We start from the raw sequence: 17,892 nt of genomic DNA on the forward strand, positions 1-17,892 counted from the left end.
GAAGGACAATGATACGGCAAAGCTTGCTTTGCGCGTATGTTATTCCTTTTGCCTGTCTTTTTTTGTGTAGTCCCAATTTCATGCTAAAGAGGTGCTCAAAATGAGTTCATTGCAACGAACGCCGCTTTACCCGCTTTACTCGGATTTCCCATCCGTCCGCTGCATCGATTTTGGAGGCTGGGAGCTGCCTGTACAGTTTCACGGAATTGTTCGAGAACACGAAGCTGTACGCCGACAAGCCGGTCTGTTCGACGTTTCCCATATGGGTGAATTTCTGGTAACCGGGCCAAACGCCGAGGTTTTTTTGCAGCAAATGGTTACTAATGATGTTTCGCGGTTGTCTGTCGGTCAGGCCCAATATGCTCCCATGTGCAATGATAACGGCGGCACCGTGGACGATCTGCTAGTCTACAAGCTCTCAGATAATCAATTTATGCTAGTTGTGAATGCATCTAACATTGACAAGGATTTACAGTGGTTAAAGGACCATATCATCGAAGGTGTAGACCTTCAGAACATCTCTGCTGAAACAGCTCTCATTGCCCTGCAGGGTCCTGAAGCCGCAGCTATTTTATCTAAGGTGAGCGATGAACCTGTTCATACGCTGCCTTCCTTTCATTTTATTCAAAACGCGGATGTATGCGGTACCTCCGTTCTCCTCTCCCGTACCGGTTACACCGGCGAGGACGGCTTCGAAATATATTGCCCAGCTGAATCTGCTTCGGTCATATGGAAAGAACTACTCGCTGCTGGCGAGCCGAACGGTTTGATTCCGGCAGGGCTTGGCGCGCGTGATACTCTTCGATTCGAAGCTAAGCTCGCGCTGTACGGCCAAGAACTGTCAGACACCATTTCTCCGCTTGAAGCAGGTCTTGGATACTTCGTAAAGCTGGACAAAGGCAACTTTATTGGACGGGATGCATTAGCTCTACAAAAGAACGAAGGTGTACAGCGCAAGCTCGTTGGCGTTGAACTGATTGATCGCGGGATCCCCCGCTCTCATTACCCGGTGTATGTGGACAATTCTCTAATCGGTGAAATCACTAGCGGTACACAGTCACCAACGTCGAAGCGAAATCTCGGACTTGCGCTGATCGACAGCAGATTTGCCGCAGTAGGAACTGAGGTTTCGATTGAAATTCGCGGCAAACGACTGAAAGCGGTGGTTGTAAAGACGCCATTTTATAAAAAAGGAGAAACCTTATGATGAAGCATCGTTATTTGCCGATGACTGAGCAGGATCAATCGGAAATGCTTGCCACCGTTGGCGCGGAATCCATTGAGGATCTATTTGCAGATATTCCTGCTGAGGTGCGTTACGACGGAGTTCTGCCGATGTCCGAAAGACTAAGTGAACCTGAACTTCTAAAGTATATGAACGGACTTGCCGCTCGCAATGCTGATTTTGAACGTTACACCAGCTTTCTAGGTGCAGGGTTGTATGATCATCATATTCCTGTTGTACTTAATCATGTCATTTCACGATCCGAATTTTACACAGCGTATACACCTTACCAGGCGGAGGTCAGTCAGGGTGAGCTGCAAGCGATCTTTGAATTTCAATCTTATATCTGTGAGCTGACCGGGATGAAGGTAGCCAATGCCAGTATGTATGACGGCTCCACTGCTCTTGCAGAAGCGGCGGCACTTGCGTCAGGCGCTACGAAGCGCAAGAAGATTGTCATTTCCCGTACGGTTCATCCGGAAGCTCGGGAAATAGTCCTTACTTCTGCTCACGGCCTTGGCCTTGAAGTTGTGGAAGTAGGTTTCAAAGACGGCGTTACTGACACCGATGCTTTGGCGTCTGCTATTACAGATGATACGGCTGCAGTCCTTATCCAATCTCCGAACTTCTTCGGATGCATTGAGGACGTAAAAGCTATCGAACCGCTAGTTCATGCCCAAAAATCACTGCTCGTGCTTAGTGTGAACCCGCTTTCCCTTGGCTTGCTCGAATCACCTGGAGAACTTGGTGCAGACATCGTTGTCGGCGATGCCCAGCCCCTAGGTATACCAGCTTCGCTTGGCGGTCCTACCTGTGGTTTCTTCGCGGTATCCGATCCCTTGATGCGCCGTATTCCAGGCCGGATTGTCGGGCAGACCGTGGATCGGGACGGCAAGCGCGGCTTCGTTCTTACGCTGCAAGCCCGTGAGCAGCATATCAGGCGCGAAAAAGCGACATCGAACATTTGTTCCAACCAGGCATTATTGGCACTTTGCGCCTCTGTGTATATGTCTACCCTTGGAAAGATGGGTATGCAGGAGGTCGCATTGCTTAATGTCCGTAAATCGCATTACGCCTCCGAATGCATCACGAAAGGCTCCCTAGATATAGAATTCGCTTCGCCATTCTTTAATGAATTTGTCGTGAAATTGCCAGATGGGGTTGATTTAAAAGAAGTTAATGCGAAACTCCTCAAGGCAGGTTACATCGGCGGCTACGATCTTGGGCTAGCCTATCCGGAGCTGCAGGGTCGCATGCTCATCGCCGTTACGGAACGGCGAACTAAAGAAGAAATTGAGCGATTCATCGGAGAATTGGAGGCAATCGTATGAAACCGGAAAAAGCGCTGATCTTCGAACTAAGTAAACCGGGCCGAGTGGCCTATTCCTTACCTGATTGTGACGTACCGGAAACGGACGTATCAGAATGGATTCCAGAAAGCATGCTGCGTTCCAAACTGGCGGAACTGCCAGAGGTGTACGAAGTGGATGTCATTCGCCATTACACGGAGTTGTCACGTCGTAACTTCGGCATTGATAACGGCTTCTATCCGCTTGGTTCCTGCACGATGAAATACAACCCAAAAATCAACGAGGATGTGGCCCGCTTTCCCGGATTTGCCAAGATTCATCCTTATCAACCCGAGGAAAGCATTCAGGGAGCCCTGGAAATGCTCTATACGCTTCAAGACGATCTCGCCGCTTTGACCGGGATGGATCAAGTGACATTGCAGCCAGCGGCTGGCGCTCACGGTGAATGGACTGGACTGATGCTGATTCGCGCATATCACGAGAGCCGCGGTGAGCAGCGGACCAAAGTGATCGTGCCTGACTCCTCACACGGAACGAACCCGGCCAGTGCTACAGTGGCAGGATATGATACGATTACAATTCAATCCAATGAGCGCGGTATGGTCGATCTTGATGCTCTCAGAGCTGTTGTTGGAAGCGACACAGCAGCATTGATGCTGACGAACCCGAGTACTCTTGGTCTGTTTGAAGAACAAATCGTGGAAATTGCTGAGATCGTACATGAAGCAGGCGGCCTTCTCTATTATGACGGAGCGAATTCCAATGCGATCATGGGAATTACCCGCCCGGGAGACATGGGCTTTGACGTTGTCCACCTCAATCTGCACAAGACGATGAGCACACCGCATGGCGGCGGTGGTCCAGGAGCTGGTCCCGTCGGGGTGAAAGATAAGTTGATCCCCTTCCTTCCCAAACCGATTGTTTCCAAACGTCAGGACGGAACATTTTACTGGGATTACGATCGTCCGCAGTCGATTGGCCGTGTGAAAGCTTTTTACGGTAACTTCGGCATTCTGGTACGTGCCTATACGTACATCCGTAGTTACGGGCCGGATGGTCTTCGCCGGGTTTCGGAGCTTGCGGTCTTGAACGCCAACTATATGATGCATAGGCTGGCGCCTTATTACGAAGTCGCTTATCCCGGTCTATGCAAGCACGAATTCGTATTATCCGGTAAAAAGCTGAAGGAATACGGCGTACGAACACTCGACGTTGCGAAACGATTACTCGATTTCGGATATCATCCGCCAACCATTTACTTCCCGCTGAATGTCGAGGAGTGTATCATGATCGAGCCGACTGAAACCGAAAGTAAAGAAACGCTGGACGGTTTTATCGATGTAATGATTCAAATCGCACAGGAAGCTGAAACAAATCCGGAGCTAGTCATCAATGCACCTTACACAACGGTTGTGAAACGTCTTGATGAGACTACAGCTGCACGTAAGCCGGTCTTGAATTGTACTTGCGGTTAGTGAAGGTTGAGCAATGGGCTATGCGACCGCCGTTATGCAACGCCAAACCGCGCGCTGGTCTACTCATATAATCCAACAAGATTCAGTTAGTGTGGTATAAAGTGCAGCCATATATGGTGACGTAACGACGAACGACCAATTGTTGCATGTAATACAACAATAGGGATAGATTTAACTCGTTCCAAGAGGAATTGTTGTAGGATTTACAACAATATAAGTAGGTTCAAGCATTCTGTTCGTCCAATGTTGTATAACATACAACATTACTCATCACTTCATGTTTGATCATTCTAGCAGGCCTTTAAGACGTTAGACATAACCGTAACTTCATCATTGCAACCCATTCCATTAAATAATCTTCAAACACTAACTTTAGTGAAGAGCCTAATAAAACAGATATTATACAGATAAAAGTAAAAGCAGGTCGCCCGAGGATTCATCCTTTGGGTGACCTGCTTAGTTTTAGGCTCCAACATGTTCTGCTTGATGAGGTTATCGTTGATTGAAACCCGGTCTACAGGATAATAGATTCACCAAATGTTAGTTTATTTCATTCCAAAAAGCCACCTGATTCAAAGGAAGTCTTACGGTTTGGCGTGCAGGCTGAGCCGCTTTACCAATCGCAATCAGCATAATGCTCTCATAGTTGGAAGGAAGGTTAAACGCTTCTTTAAATTTATCACGGTTAAATCCTCCCATAGGTACGGTATCGTAACCTTTTTCGCGAGCGATTAACATAAGCTGCATGGAGATTAGACCTGCATCGATATCGACAATGCTTCTCTTTTTGGAATCATCCAAATGGCGATACACTTGATTCGCAGTTGCGATCATTTTTTGTTTAACTTCCTCTGTCATATATCCCGCTTCCTGCGATTGTGTATAAATATCTTCTGCTTTGTCATACCACTCCATATCACCTAATACAGCGATGACCGCGGATGCATCTAATACTTGTGCCTGGTTATTGGCAATTGGATATAGCTTTTCTTTCAAGGCCTGATCATCAATGACGAGAAAACGCCAAGGCTGAAGATTGCTTGAGGACGGTGCAGATGTGGCTTCCGTCAGCATTTCCTGCATCTCTTCCCGCGATATTTTTACCGATGGATCATACTGCCGTACAGAATGGCGCTCTCTTACAACGCTAAGAAAATCTTTTTGTGTCAAAGTTGACATGGTTGAACACTCCTTAAAAATTATTGTGCAAATTAATGCACAGTTTAAATCACGATTATACTGTGCCGATAATTGCACAGTATAATGCAAATATATTTCGTTTGTCAATACACAACATCGTTACATCGTTACATCGTTCTTTCGACGATGTCAGCGATAGTATAGGATTTCAGTACATTTAGTGTGCTTTCCTCAATCTCAGATAAAATATCAGAAAAAGCGTTTTTCATCTGCCCACCTAAGCAGTTGTCTCTTGCAGCGCCCAACATGCTGTCGGCGATGGTGTTGTGGATCTGGAGCGCCGAATAAATATCAGCAAGCGTTATGCTATCTGCACCCTTAACTAAACGGTAACCCCCGTCTCTTCCTTCACGGGATTCGATGATTTGTTCTAAGGCCAACGCCTTTAAAATTCTTCTGATTAGCGTCGCATCGGTATGCATATGAGTTGCGATATCACCGCTGGAACATTTACCGCCTGAGTGTTTCTCAAGGACAACAAGTGCTTGGAGTGCTAAGCTAAAAGTTTTATGGGTGGATGGGCAGGCCATGGCCGATTTCTTAGAAGATGATACTTTATCCACTTTGATGTACCTCCCCTTTTATCGTAGTTCATTAAAATATTGTAACTTAAAACCTAACACTCCAGCAAGATAACAAAAATGTTTGAATATTCAATTTATAAGAATTGTGTAATATCCTGCTTTTTCCGGTTAACTACTAACTGAAATACATCCGGACGGCTATAGTGACCAACTACATCAAAATCATAACGACTTTGAACGATTTGAGAAAGGTCCAGCGTTGCGAACAGAATGCCTTTTTCATTATATAACGGTTCAACGACATATTCTCCAAGAGGACTTACAATAGCACTTCCCCCTCTGCTTAAAATATCGGGATCTTGTTCAACATCTTCATAACAAGCTAAATCAGCGGGATATGAGTCTTTGGTCGAATACTGATTGCAGGAGATGACGAAACAGCGGCCTTCACAGGCAATATGGCGCAGTGTTGCCTGCCATGTATCACGAGCATCTGCTGTTGGAGCGATGTAAATGTCTATTCCTTGTGCATACATAGACGTCCGAGCAAGCGGCATATAATTTTCCCAACAGATGAGTCCGCCTATTCTTCCGAACGGCGTATCGATAACCGTAAGAGTACTTCCATCACCTTGTCCCCACAACAGGCGCTCCGAACCCGTAGGTACGAGCTTCCGGTGTTTACCGAGAACCTTCCCGTCTGGTCCGATGTATACCATGGAATTGTATAAGGTCCCTCTGCTGAACTCCTGATCTCTTTCAACTACTCCGATGACAAGATAAACACCCGTTTCCTTAGCAAGTTCCCCTAATGTGTCTGTCTCCGTTCCAGGAATATCGATTGCGCTTTCCCAATATCGTTCCCAGTCTTTTCTGCCATCAGCATTTCTGCTTCCGACACGGGTTCCAAAGCTCAAGCCTCGAGGATACCCTCCTAAAAAAACTTCGGGAAACACAACCAGGCCAGCTCCTTTCTCTGCAGCATCTCTAGTATGACCATCAATCTTGTCCATGGCGGATTGTTTGTCAAACAAAATGGGAGCGTCCTGTACAACGGCTACGCGAAAATGTTGACTGTTCATGTCATCCTTCCCTTCTCGAACGATATTATGGTATATGATATATGACAAACCCTCATTTCAAACCGTCCATTATTGAATGAATTAAACCATCCAATTTATTCGACAATATTCCCATCCATGTTCAACAGATTGATAGAGTTTTGTCATATATATGATGAAAATTCAGACTTTTCTAAAAAACGAATAGTGATATGATAAAAATCACAGTGCTTGTTCATTCTACATACAGACAGAAAGGATGAAAAATGTGTGGAAACCTGATCGCAAAAGCAATCAGCCTCTTTATCAACAAATCGCAGATGATCTCGAACAAAGAATATCCTACGGGGAGTTTCCACCTGGAAGTTTGCTTCCTTCCGAACGAAAATTAGCAGACCAACTGGGGGTAAATCGCAGCACCGTTGTGCTTGCATATGCAGAGCTTCGGTCGCTTGGAATCATAGAAAGCCGATCTGGAAGCGGTACCCGGGTCAGCAGAACGAAATGGGGAGCAACACCCAAACATACACCGAATTGGCATCGTTATGCGGAAGGTGGTAATTTCTTGCCTAACCTGCCCTTTTTGCGCCGTATTCGTGTCGCACTGGAGCAGGATCCATCCATCATAGATTTTGCCAGTGGTGAACTCGCCGGAGACTTGGCACCCATTGACGAGATTAATGCAATAATGAACGAAAAACAAAATACGTCGTATTTGGGTTATGACAACCCCCAAGGATATATGCCTTTGAGACAGGCACTGGTATCGTTTCTAAAAGAGTATCGAGGTATCCATACGACCGAATCGTCAATACTGATTACATCCGGTTCACAGCAATCTTTATACTTGATAACCCAATGTTTGTTATCTCCAGGGGACGCTGTCGCCATTGAAGATCCTTCGTACTGTTATTCATTGCCCATGTTCCAGTCTGCTGGTCTTCGATTGTTCAGGCTTCCCGTCGATGAGCGGGGTGTGCAGCCTGAAGACATTCGTTCTCTATTCAAGAAACATAAAATCAAAATGGTGTTTATTAATCCCAACTTTCAGAACCCAACGGGTACTTTACTTGCTGAAGAGAGAAGAAAAAAATTGCTTGATGTTGCAAGCGAACTCGGACTACCCATCGTTGAGGATGACCCTTTTAGCTTGACTGCATACAAAGGTACGCCCCCTTCACCGTTAAAATCGGCTGATGCGATCGGGTCTGTGCTTTATATCGGGTCTTTTTCCAAAATTGCCGCATCCGGCTTGCGTGTTGGATGGATGGTAGCTCCTCATTCCGTTGTCGAACGACTGGCTGATGCCAGACAGCAAATGGATTTTGGGCTTAGTGTTGTACCGCAAAGGGTTGCCGCTACATTTCTGGAATCACCGTTTTTTGATCCTCATATAGATCGGTTGCGGTCAACCCTTCTTTACAAGCGGGATTTAATCATTGAGGCCATACAAAAAGAGATGCCAGATCTTGTTGAGTATCATATTCCTGATGGAGGACTGCATCTGTGGTGCAAAATTGTACCTGAGGTGAGTGACACCAAATTACTGGATGCCGCTATTCAAAGAGGGGTAATCTTCGTACCTGGAAGTGTATATGGATCGGATTCCAGTTACGTTAGGCTTACATATGCCCGTGCAAGAACTGAAGATATTCATACTGGCATATCCAGATTTGCGGAAGCGCTTCGCTTAGTCATTAATAAAGAAAATTAAAAAAAGGTGCATGATACGATTCAATGTTCGTAAAGAATCTTTACCATGCACCTTTTTTGTATATCTTCTTCTCGTCCTTTACTTCTGTAAAGCTTTCACATCTTTTATAATTTTGTCGTATGGAGTATCCGTAGTTCCATCATACTTTGCGACGACCGTTCCAGATTGATCAACCAAGTAAAAAGAAGTGCCGTGTATTACTTGATCTGAAGCAGTATCCATGATAAGAGGCGTCTTGAAAGATTTCAGAACAAACGATTTGATGTCTTCGTATTCGTAACCAGTTAAAGCATGCCAGTTCGTAAAATCAGCATCAAACTTCTCTAGATAGCTTTTTAATGCCGCAGGGTCATCACGCTTCGGATCAACAGAGAATGAAATCAGTTCAGCCTCTACCCCTTCTTTTTTTAATCGTTTCTGAAGTTCCGCCATATTGGCTGTCATTGTTGGACACACCGTAATACAATGTGTAAAGACAAAGTCCGCAACCCATACTTTACCACTTAGATCCGATAACGATACGGTTTCCTCATCTTGGTTCGTATATTCAAATGGTTCAACTGGGATGCTAAACTGGTTTGGCTTGGAATTTCCACATGCCGTTGCCACTCCAAGGATCATGATGAGTAAAGTAACTATAGCAAGCTTTTTCAAAACATACTCCCCCTTATTTCATATTAGCCAACCACCCAGCTAAAATCTCAATCTCGTTATCTTCTAACAGCTTTTTAAAAGAAGGCATGCCTTTTGAGCCATCCCGAATAATTTCGTTGATTTTTTCCTCCGTCATTGTTGAGCCGATATTTTGCAAGGCCGGCCCCACTTTGCCACTTAAATCTACTGCATGGCAGGAGATACATTGATTTTTATACAATGCGACAGCTTCTTCATCCTCGGGAGACATAATCGTTGCCCGTAGTGCTGAATCATCCACCGCTTTCTGGTTGCAGGCGCTTAGGAGAAGTACTGCTAATATGGCAATAATTAAGCCGCGTTTTCTTGTCACTGCTTACCCTCCCTAACCGTAAAATTCATAATGGTTTCATTAGCGTATCAAAATGACCGTCCTGCTGTATCCAAGATCATGATGACGAACACAATCATTAAATAATTGACCGAAATAAAAAAATTCGTTTTAGCCCATCGGTCATTTTGAGATTTCGTTATACCGCGTACGGTATGCCACAACCACAGCACACTTCCAATCAAGGATACGATAAGGAAAATGACGCCTGAGTATTGTAATACATACATCAGAATAACGGTAGGAACCAGAAGCACGACATACGGAATCATCTGCAAATTCGTGCGTCTTATCCCTTTTTTCACAGGCAAGAGTGGATATCCAGCCGCTTTATACTCTTCAACACGGCGTATGGCAAGTGACCAGAAATGGGCAGGCTGCCATAAAAACAACAATAAGAATAAGAGAAAAGCCCCTGCATCCAGTTGATTCGTAATCGCACAGTATCCAATAACGGGCGGCATCGCCCCCGAAACACCGCCAACTGCCGTGCTCCAGGTCGATGTTCTTTTCAGCCACATCGTATAAATAACAATATAGACGAACATGCCGAGCAACCCGAGCCAGCCACAAAGCGTATTAACCTTCCAAAACAATATCGTTTCTCCGGCAATACCGAGCACAAAGGCGTACAAGACTACATATGCCAGTTTTAATCGCCCTTCTGCCAGCGGCCTATCTTTCGTTCGATTCATCTTGCGATCCAGCTTATAGTCCCACACATTGTTAACGACGCAGGCGGATGCCATGGTGAGGACCGTACCGAGCAGTGTCCACAGCAACAAGCTTTCATTTATTACCCATTCAGAGGCCAGCCAGAAGCCTCCGAATGTAGCAATGAGATTAAGCTGAAGTATGCGTGGCTTGGTTAAGTGCAGCCAGTCCGCCAGCATACTCTTTTTTTTCATAACGCCACCATGTTGTTAAGCATGATCCATATCGATCCTGCTACAATAACGACCAGAATCACCAGACCGAGGATCAAGGAGATCAAATTATAGCGAGGGTTCTTTTCCTCACGTAAATGCATGAAGAATAATAGTTGAACGAACAGCTGCAATACGGCGGCTATCATCAGCACGAGTGCTAACCTTGTTCCTTGAAGCCATTCATTCAAGACCACTGCAATCGGAATCACCGTTAAAATAATGGAGCAAATAAATCCGATCGTATACGATTTAAAGGAACCATGATGCTCTTCCTGTACATGAGCCGAGTTCGAATCCGTCATGTTAGCTCACCCCCATCAAGTACACAATCGTGAACACAAATATCCAAACAACGTCAAGGAAATGCCAGAACAGACTAATGATATTGACTTTACGCGTTGTCACCGGTGTAATACCTCTTCTTGACAATTGAATGATTAAAGCGACAATCCATACTAATCCAAACAATACGTGGATACCGTGAGTACCCACCAGCGTGAAGAACGCTGATAAAAATGCACTCGTGCCAATCGTAGCACCTTGATCCACCAAGTGAACAAACTCAGTAATTTCTAGACTTAGGAAAATCGCACCGAGTAATGCAGTAACACCTAGCCAGCCCATTAGAGCCTTTACTTTCTTTTTATGCATAGCCAGTACGGCAAGTCCACATGTATAACTGCTCGTAAGCAATATGAAAGTACTTGCGATAATACCGTTTATCTGGAACAGATCGGCAGCTCCCGGTCCTCCATCGGTGTTATGCTGAAGGACGATATACGTTGCAAATAAAGTTCCAAAAATAATAACATCGGTCATTAAATAGATCCAAAAACCGAATGTCCGTACCTCCTCCATATCCGGATGGTCATGGTGAGACTCCTGCAAATGGGATTGTGCCATTAAATATTCACCTTCCTTAAGGCGGCTTCTGTACGTTCAATTTCATCGACAGGGATGTAATAATCCGTATCATAGTTGAAGGAATGGTAAAGTAAACAAGCGACTACTCCACCCAAACCAGCTATAACAAACCACTCCCAATGGAATATAAATCCGAAACCGGCTATGAACCAGCAAGCCGACATGATAATAGGAGTACCGGAGTTTCTAGGCATATGAATGGGCTCCAATTTTTGAACCGGAGTAGGTCCAGATTGTCCCTGTTCTTTGCGCTGCTTACGCTCCCACCAATCATCCTGCTGAGTAACTTGCGGTAGGACCGCGAAATTGTACACCGGAGCCGGAGATGGGGTGGACCATTCCAGTGTGCGTCCATTCCACGGATCTCCTGTTGTATCCAGATTATTTTTGCGATGCTTGAACCCATCAACGATCTGCCACACCTGGAACAGAAATGCAATCCCCATCAATACTGCCCCAATCGTTGAAACGACGTTCAATTCCCACCAGCCTTTGTCCCAGGTGTAAGTGACGACGCGGCGGGTCATTCCCATGAGACCGAGAACATATTGTGGCATGAAGCAGAAGTAAAATCCGATGTTCCAGACCCAGAACGCCCATTTTCCGATACGTTCATTCAGCTTAAAGCCGAACATTTTGGGCCACCAATAGTACAACCCGGCAAAATAACCGAACACTACACCACCGATAATGACCTGATGGAAGTGAGCGATCAGGAAGTAGCTGTTGTGGAATTGAAAGTCAGCTGGTGCAACCGACAGAAGTACTCCAGTCAGCCCGCCGACAATAAAGCACGGGATAAATCCGATCGTCCACAACATCGGAGTTTCAAACGTGATTTTTCCTCTGAACATGGTGAAGAGCCAGTTGAACACTTTGACACCAGTTGGTATGGCAATAAGCATGGTCGTTAACGCAAAGAATGCATTTACGTCAGCTCCTGATCCCATCGTAAAGAAATGGTGCGCCCAAACAAGGAAAGACAATACGCTGATGATCATCATGGCGTACACCATGGATTTGTATCCAAACAGTTTTTTCTTCGCAAAGGTTGACACAATTTCAGAGAAGATACCAAATGCGGGAAGTACAATAATGTAAACCTCAGGATGACCCCACATCCAGATCAAGTTGATATACATCATCGGGTTTCCGCCGCCATCCAGGGTGAAGAAATGTGCGCCGGCATAACGGTCTAGGAACAACAGCGCCAGAGTTGCTGTCAAGATTGGAAACGAAAAGATGATCGCAATACAGCTGGATAACACCGACCATGAAAACATCGGCATTTTCATCAACTTCATTCCTGGCGCCCGCATTTTCAGGATCGTTACAATAAAGTTAATCCCGGTCATCAAGCTACCGATACCTGAGATCTGTATACCCCAAATGTAGAAATCCTGCCCAACTCCAGGGTTGTATTGAAGCTCAGAATAAGGCGGATACGCGAGCCAGCCCGCATCGGGTGAGCCCCCGATTACAAATGATAGGTTAAACAACATCGCACCTGAGAAGAACAACCAGAAGCTTAGCGAGTTCAAAAATGGGTACGCAACATCCCTTGCTCCAATTTGAAGCGGTACCATGATGTTGAACAAACCGAACATGAATGGCATGGCCATAAATAGAATCATAATGACGCCATGCGTTGTAAAAATCTGATTATAGTGATCCGGTGTCAGGAAATCGACCCCCGGCATGGCCAGTTGTGCTCTCATGAGAAGAGCATCAACTCCCCCACGGAACAACATTAGAAAGGCAGCTAGAATATACAGGATTCCGATCTTTTTATGGTCAACCGTAGTGAGCCATTCTCGCCACAGCCATTTCCATTTCTTAAAATAAGTTAACCCGAATATGATTGCTATCAAGGTTAGTACGATAGTTACATCGGCTCCGTATATTAACGGATCGCCCGTTACAAAAAACTCGGAGGCGAAGTCTTTTACCTTCTCCCACATGGACAAATCTCTCCTTACTTCATGATCCAAATATACCTACTTTGCTTCATCTGGCTTGATTTTTTGGGCCTCTTTCGAAGACAACCCATGGTTGTGAGAGGCTCCGTATTTCGTAACGGTCATCTCGAACAACCCTTCAGGAAACTCGGAAAATGTCTGAACTTCTGAAGTCGAGGGCTCAACCAACTGTTTATATCCGTCCAATGTTAGCTTCGGTGACCCTGCTTTAACATCATCCACCCATTGATCGAATTGTTCCTGAGTGGTCGCTTCTACATCGAAATACATCTGAGCAAATTCGGTGCCGGTGAAATTAGCCCCAGACCCCCAGTAATGCCCCACCTCATCGGCTTGCAGATGAAGCTTCATCGCCATGCCGGACATGGCATACATTTGTCCTCCAAGCTGTGGAATCCAAAACGAGTTCATTGGAGAGTCGGCGGTGATTTCAAACCGAACCGGCACGTCCTCCGGAATTTTCAACTCATTTATCGTTGCAATCCCCTGTTCAGGGTACTGGAACAACCACTTCCAATTGAGGGAAGTTACCTGTACGGTCAAAGGCTTCTTATCTGAAGCCAGCGGCTTTGAGGGTTCCAATGCATATGTAGCTTTTACGGTTATTACGGCCAACGCCAAAATAATAACGATTGGTATTCCCCACCAAATGAGCTCCAGCTTGGTGCTGTGCTCCCAATTCGGTGTATAACGCGCCTTTCTTCCCTTTTTGTCACGGTATCGCCAGATAATAAACGCAGTAAGGATGAGTACAGGAACAATTACAATACTGCACAGCAAAAGTGTAATCACCATCAAATCTCGCTGCTGCTCTGCAATAGGCCCCTTGGGATTCAATACAATGATCTTTTCTGCACATCCGGTTGTTGCTAGCACCGTCATGATCGACATAACAAACAACATCATGTATCGCAGCGCTTTAGATCGTTTCATTTCCTTCAGCTCCATTCCACTTGCTATTCCTGAATTACTGTATAAGAGAACAGGTGGAGTGTCACCAGCCGCTCTTTCATAAATAAGAACAGGCCATGTTCAACTTTCTGTAACAAATGTCACAATGAAGGCGATTGTTATTCCGTTTCCTTGAACACTTCGATTTACAAGTGTCTCCTCTTGCACGACCGAATGGACAAAGTAGTCAGTATACTGAATAAGAAGGTGGCCAAAACATTATGAACGAGACTGGCAAACAGATATGCGTCTGGATCATTCATGACGAATGTGAGCCATGCTCCACTGAAAATTTGTGCCGTCACAAAAACAAGCAGGCCGGTTGTCGAGAATGTAAGCTCTGAGTGATTACTCTTCGCTTCGTGCCGCCGAACAAGAATAAACAGAATAATGGCCAAAACCAATAGAAGCGCAGCTGCTACCCGATGAATGAATACGATCCCTGACGCGCCGTACATATAAGGAATGACTTGTCCATTGCACAACGGCCACCCCATACACCCAGCATCCGACTTGGTATGACGAATGTACGCGCCAAGATATATGACGATACAGCTATGCACCCATGTTCCCCATACGATGACTCTAATATGGGTTGGAATATGGACTGCTCGATAGCTCACTTTTTCTTTTTGCATCTGATACATCCATACGACTAGAAGCATGCTGCTGGCAACTGCAAGCAGAGCGATTCCGAAATGGAGGGCCATTACAGCAGGCTGTTGCGGCCACATGACAGCAGCTGCTCCCATTAAAGCTTGAATAATTGTAAAAAACAGTGTTCCTCCGGCATAGTACAACGCTTCCTTATGCGACTTGTAATAACGCCATGTCGCAATGAAGGTTGCAAGAACCAGCAGTCCCACTACACCTGTTATCATGCGGTGAGAATATTCGATCATGGATTCCAGCGTATAGGCCGGGACAAATTTGCCATTACATAATGGCCAATCGTCACCACAACCTCGGCCTGATCCCGTTTTGGTTACTATCGCTCCAGCAAGTAATACGAAGAACATACCGATAAATGAGGACCACGTCAGTAGTCGATAACGGAACGAAAACAATTGAATCACCTCTTATGTCTGTTTTTATAAGGTACCCTCAACGAATATAATGACTATCATTTCATTCGTGACCATCCATTTTTCATTTTGACTCACCATCCGTTTAGACACATTTACTACTGTTGGGGAATGCCTTTTACCTTGAAAATAACAAAAAGCCCCATTGGAATATCTGTTCCTCCGAACAGATATTCCAATGGGGCCGAGATGGTCTGTTATCTGAGTGTCACTCCACTTCTTTACCGAGGAAGTAACGGCACGATAACCTGTTTTATTTAAATATCATCCAAATCACAATAAATGCAATCAATGAAAATACATAAATTAAGGTTAATTTTGTGACATTCGCTCTAGTTTTACGTTCATAATTGGGGTTTGCTTTCTTATTCTCTTGAGAGTGACCGACAAGTAATGTTGAAACTCCCCCGATTAATGCCAAAGTAATGACGATAATGTACATGCCCATCGCTATCAACCCCTTTTTAAAGGTAATCTTTTAGTTCGTATGTCTATTCTTATGCAACTCAACAACAACCTTAACCTCTTTTGTTGTTGAATCCTCAGGTCCTTTAATCGGTAGTCCTGCCTCTACATGCCGTATAATATAGTCAACGACATCCTGGGATATAATCTGTCCAGGCATAAGAATTGGAATACCCGGGGGATAAACATAGATGGACTCAGCGATGATCCGCCCCGATGATTGTTCAAATAAAACGGTTTCTGTATCTGCATAGAAAGCATCTCTTGGTGACATTAAAAATGGTGAAGCATCAGGAATGGTGGCAGGCGTAAGAGCAACTGCACTCTCTTTTTTCCTGAACGTATCATCCATGTGTTTCAAAGCGAGTATAAGCTGCTTAACTTCATGTTCGGTGTCCCCAAGCGTGATGAGACACAAAATGTTCGACAGATCGCTTAGCTCTACCTCGATGTTATATTGCTCACGTAGCCACAACTCCGCCTCATAGCCCGTAATGCCAAGTTGTCCAACATGAACGCACAGCTTCGTTGGATCATAATTGTATACACCTTTCAGGTCGAGTATTTCTTCGCCATAGCAGTAAAGCCCAGGAAAGACATTGATGTGACTTCTGGCTTGATTCGCTAAATTTATAGCGTTCTCCGCAAGCAGTCGCCCATTTATAGCTAACTGCCGTCTTGCAGTATCCAGGGAGGCTAGAAGGATATACGAGGTTGAAGTGGTTGTCAACATACTCATAAGAGTGCGAATCCGTTCTATATTTACCAATTTGCCCTTCACATTGAGGATCGAACTCTGAGTCAATGACCCTCCAAGTTTATGGACACTGGTTGCCGCCATATCTGCGCCCGCTTGCATAGCCGACACAGGCAGATTCTCATGAAAGTGAATAAGTGTTCCATGTGCTTCATCCACCAGAACCGGTATCCCATAGCCGTGAACGAATTCGACCATCTCGGTCAAGTCCACGCTCGTTCCATAGTAGGTTGGGTTTATGAGTAGGACCGCTTTCACACCTGGGTTCTGCTCTATCGCTTGCTGGATCGATTCTTTCAACACTCCATGTTCGATCCCTAACTTGTGATCTCGCTCAGGTGTTACCCATACCGGAATCGCTCCAGCAAAAATAATGGCCGACAAAATGGATTTGTGGGCATTACGAGGCACGATAATCTTGTCACCTGGGGCACAAACAGACATGATCATTGTCATAATTGCCCCAGTGGTCCCTTGTACGGAAAACAACGTATAGTCTGCGCCAAAAGCTTCAGCCGCGAGGCGCTCCGCTTCCAGAATAACCCCTGACGGTTGATGAAGATCATCAAGTGGGACAATATTGATTAGATCAATGGCTAGAGCATTGTCACCCATATAGGATCGGAATTGCGGATCCATCCCTTTACCTTTTTTATGACCGGGTATGTGAAAAGGCAAAGGGTCGCTCATTGCATGTTGTACTAAAGCGTCAAACAATGGAGTTCTATGTTGGTTCATGGTGATCTTTCCTTTCAATGAACATTCCTTATCGAGTGACTTCAAGAAGCCATATCAATCAAATAATACTGGCTATAATACCAATCGTAACCATCCATTTTTCAATTTTGTATACCATCCACTTTGAAAGAGATAAAAATAACCCCCAAAGCTATTCGATTGAATAGCCTGGGGGTTATTTTTATAAGTTAATAAAGTTCATCATTCGTATAATGGCTCTATGCACCGGCAGCGGCAGTTCCGCCTGCGATCAGCATGTCAACATGGATAATATCTTTTGTAACCGGATTGCGTTGGATTTCTTTCAGTTCAACAGATACGGACGTCCCTCCGTCAATCGACAACTCTAATGTCTTGGATAATCCGTCCCGCATCAATAGCGAGAATTCCCGTGCGTTTATATGAACCATACCAACGGTCCCCTTCTTCCCGAGCAGATTGCAAGGCAATCTTCCCTCTTTACGGAGATTCCGCAAATCGGAACGTTTCTCATTCTTTCTTGTAAGCGCTTCTAAATGATGTGTCATATCA

At 45.1% G+C, this 17,892-nt stretch carries 18 protein-coding genes; 4 read left to right on the forward strand and 14 right to left on the reverse strand.

The genetic code is table 11. From position 1 onward, the window contains the following. Positions 1-100 precede the first annotated feature (100 nt). Genes gcvT through gcvPB form a run of 3 tightly spaced genes read left to right on the forward strand, consistent with a single transcriptional unit; the run spans position 101 to position 4,010 of the window. Complete coding sequence (gcvT, locus tag MNQ98_RS17670; RefSeq protein ID WP_241929443.1) at positions 101-1,207, forward strand: glycine cleavage system aminomethyltransferase GcvT; 1,107 nt, start codon at positions 101-103, stop codon at positions 1,205-1,207. After that, a complete protein-coding gene (gene gcvPA / locus MNQ98_RS17675) occupies positions 1,207-2,556 on the forward strand; it encodes an aminomethyl-transferring glycine dehydrogenase subunit GcvPA (protein ID WP_241933957.1) in 1,350 nt (449 codons plus the stop codon). The genes gcvT and gcvPA overlap by 1 nt, the downstream gene beginning before the upstream one ends. Further along, positions 2,553-4,010 (forward strand): aminomethyl-transferring glycine dehydrogenase subunit GcvPB, encoded by a 1,458-nt coding sequence (gcvPB, locus tag MNQ98_RS17680; RefSeq protein ID WP_241929444.1) that lies wholly within the window; start codon positions 2,553-2,555, stop codon positions 4,008-4,010. The genes gcvPA and gcvPB overlap by 4 nt, the downstream gene beginning before the upstream one ends. Before the next feature lie 540 nt (positions 4,011-4,550). On the opposite strand, the gene MNQ98_RS17685 is transcribed toward gcvPB, so the two are convergent. The 3 genes from MNQ98_RS17685 to MNQ98_RS17695 all read right to left on the reverse strand — a co-directional run bounded on the left by MNQ98_RS17685 (position 4,551) and on the right by MNQ98_RS17695 (position 6,816). Then, entirely contained in the window at positions 4,551-5,189 is a 639-nt protein-coding gene (locus MNQ98_RS17685; RefSeq protein WP_241929445.1) for a nitroreductase family protein, read from the reverse strand. A gap of 128 nt (positions 5,190-5,317) precedes the next feature. Further along, positions 5,318-5,773, reverse strand: coding sequence for an RrF2 family transcriptional regulator (locus MNQ98_RS17690; RefSeq protein ID WP_241929446.1), 456 nt, complete (start codon positions 5,771-5,773; stop codon positions 5,318-5,320). A 95-nt stretch (positions 5,774-5,868) separates the two neighbouring features. Beyond that, positions 5,869-6,816 (reverse strand): carbon-nitrogen hydrolase family protein, encoded by a 948-nt coding sequence (locus MNQ98_RS17695; protein WP_241929447.1) that lies wholly within the window; start codon positions 6,814-6,816, stop codon positions 5,869-5,871. A gap of 247 nt (positions 6,817-7,063) precedes the next feature. Here MNQ98_RS17695 and pdxR point away from each other — a divergent pair, with 247 nt between their 5' ends. Continuing rightward, on the forward strand, positions 7,064-8,509 hold the full coding sequence (gene pdxR, locus MNQ98_RS17700) for a MocR-like pyridoxine biosynthesis transcription factor PdxR (RefSeq protein ID WP_241929448.1): 1,446 nt from the start codon (positions 7,064-7,066) through the stop codon (positions 8,507-8,509). Positions 8,510-8,587: 78 nt separating this feature from the next. Here pdxR and MNQ98_RS17705 read toward each other — a convergent pair whose 3' ends face one another. From MNQ98_RS17705 to MNQ98_RS17755, 11 genes are all read right to left on the reverse strand, one after another. Further along, on the reverse strand, positions 8,588-9,163 hold the full coding sequence (locus tag MNQ98_RS17705; protein ID WP_241929449.1) for an SCO family protein: 576 nt from the start codon (positions 9,161-9,163) through the stop codon (positions 8,588-8,590). Between the two features lie 13 nt (positions 9,164-9,176). Then, entirely contained in the window at positions 9,177-9,515 is a 339-nt protein-coding gene (locus MNQ98_RS17710) for a c-type cytochrome (RefSeq protein WP_241929450.1), read from the reverse strand. A gap of 47 nt (positions 9,516-9,562) precedes the next feature. Next, complete coding sequence (cyoE, locus tag MNQ98_RS17715) at positions 9,563-10,426, reverse strand: heme o synthase (protein WP_208920253.1); 864 nt, start codon at positions 10,424-10,426, stop codon at positions 9,563-9,565. A gap of 11 nt (positions 10,427-10,437) precedes the next feature. Then, the gene (gene cyoD, locus MNQ98_RS17720; RefSeq protein WP_241929451.1) at positions 10,438-10,764 is read right to left on the reverse strand and encodes a cytochrome o ubiquinol oxidase subunit IV; all 327 of its coding nucleotides are present in this window, start codon (positions 10,762-10,764) and stop codon (positions 10,438-10,440) included. 1 nt (position 10,765) lies between these two features. Continuing rightward, positions 10,766-11,365, reverse strand: coding sequence for a cytochrome o ubiquinol oxidase subunit III (cyoC, locus tag MNQ98_RS17725; protein ID WP_241929452.1), 600 nt, complete (start codon positions 11,363-11,365; stop codon positions 10,766-10,768). Further along, a complete protein-coding gene (locus MNQ98_RS17730; RefSeq protein ID WP_241929453.1) occupies positions 11,365-13,347 on the reverse strand; it encodes a cbb3-type cytochrome c oxidase subunit I in 1,983 nt (660 codons plus the stop codon). The genes cyoC and MNQ98_RS17730 overlap by 1 nt, the downstream gene beginning before the upstream one ends. A 36-nt stretch (positions 13,348-13,383) precedes the next feature. Next, on the reverse strand, positions 13,384-14,298 hold the full coding sequence (gene cyoA, locus MNQ98_RS17735) for a ubiquinol oxidase subunit II (protein WP_241929454.1): 915 nt from the start codon (positions 14,296-14,298) through the stop codon (positions 13,384-13,386). A 164-nt stretch (positions 14,299-14,462) separates the two neighbouring features. Next, the gene (locus MNQ98_RS17740) at positions 14,463-15,383 is read right to left on the reverse strand and encodes a COX15/CtaA family protein (protein ID WP_241929455.1); all 921 of its coding nucleotides are present in this window, start codon (positions 15,381-15,383) and stop codon (positions 14,463-14,465) included. A 271-nt stretch (positions 15,384-15,654) separates the two neighbouring features. Continuing rightward, a complete protein-coding gene (locus MNQ98_RS17745; RefSeq protein WP_241929456.1) occupies positions 15,655-15,849 on the reverse strand; it encodes a hypothetical protein in 195 nt (64 codons plus the stop codon). A gap of 30 nt (positions 15,850-15,879) precedes the next feature. Continuing rightward, entirely contained in the window at positions 15,880-17,361 is a 1,482-nt protein-coding gene (locus MNQ98_RS17750) for an aminotransferase class I/II-fold pyridoxal phosphate-dependent enzyme (protein ID WP_241929457.1), read from the reverse strand. A 218-nt stretch (positions 17,362-17,579) separates the two neighbouring features. Continuing rightward, on the reverse strand, positions 17,580-17,888 hold the full coding sequence (locus MNQ98_RS17755; RefSeq protein ID WP_241929458.1) for a 50S ribosomal protein L25: 309 nt from the start codon (positions 17,886-17,888) through the stop codon (positions 17,580-17,582). Positions 17,889-17,892 lie beyond the last annotated feature (4 nt).

Source organism: Paenibacillus sp. N3/727 (assembly GCF_022637315.1).
GTDB lineage: Bacteria > Bacillota > Bacilli > Paenibacillales > Paenibacillaceae > Paenibacillus_AQ > Paenibacillus_AQ uliginis.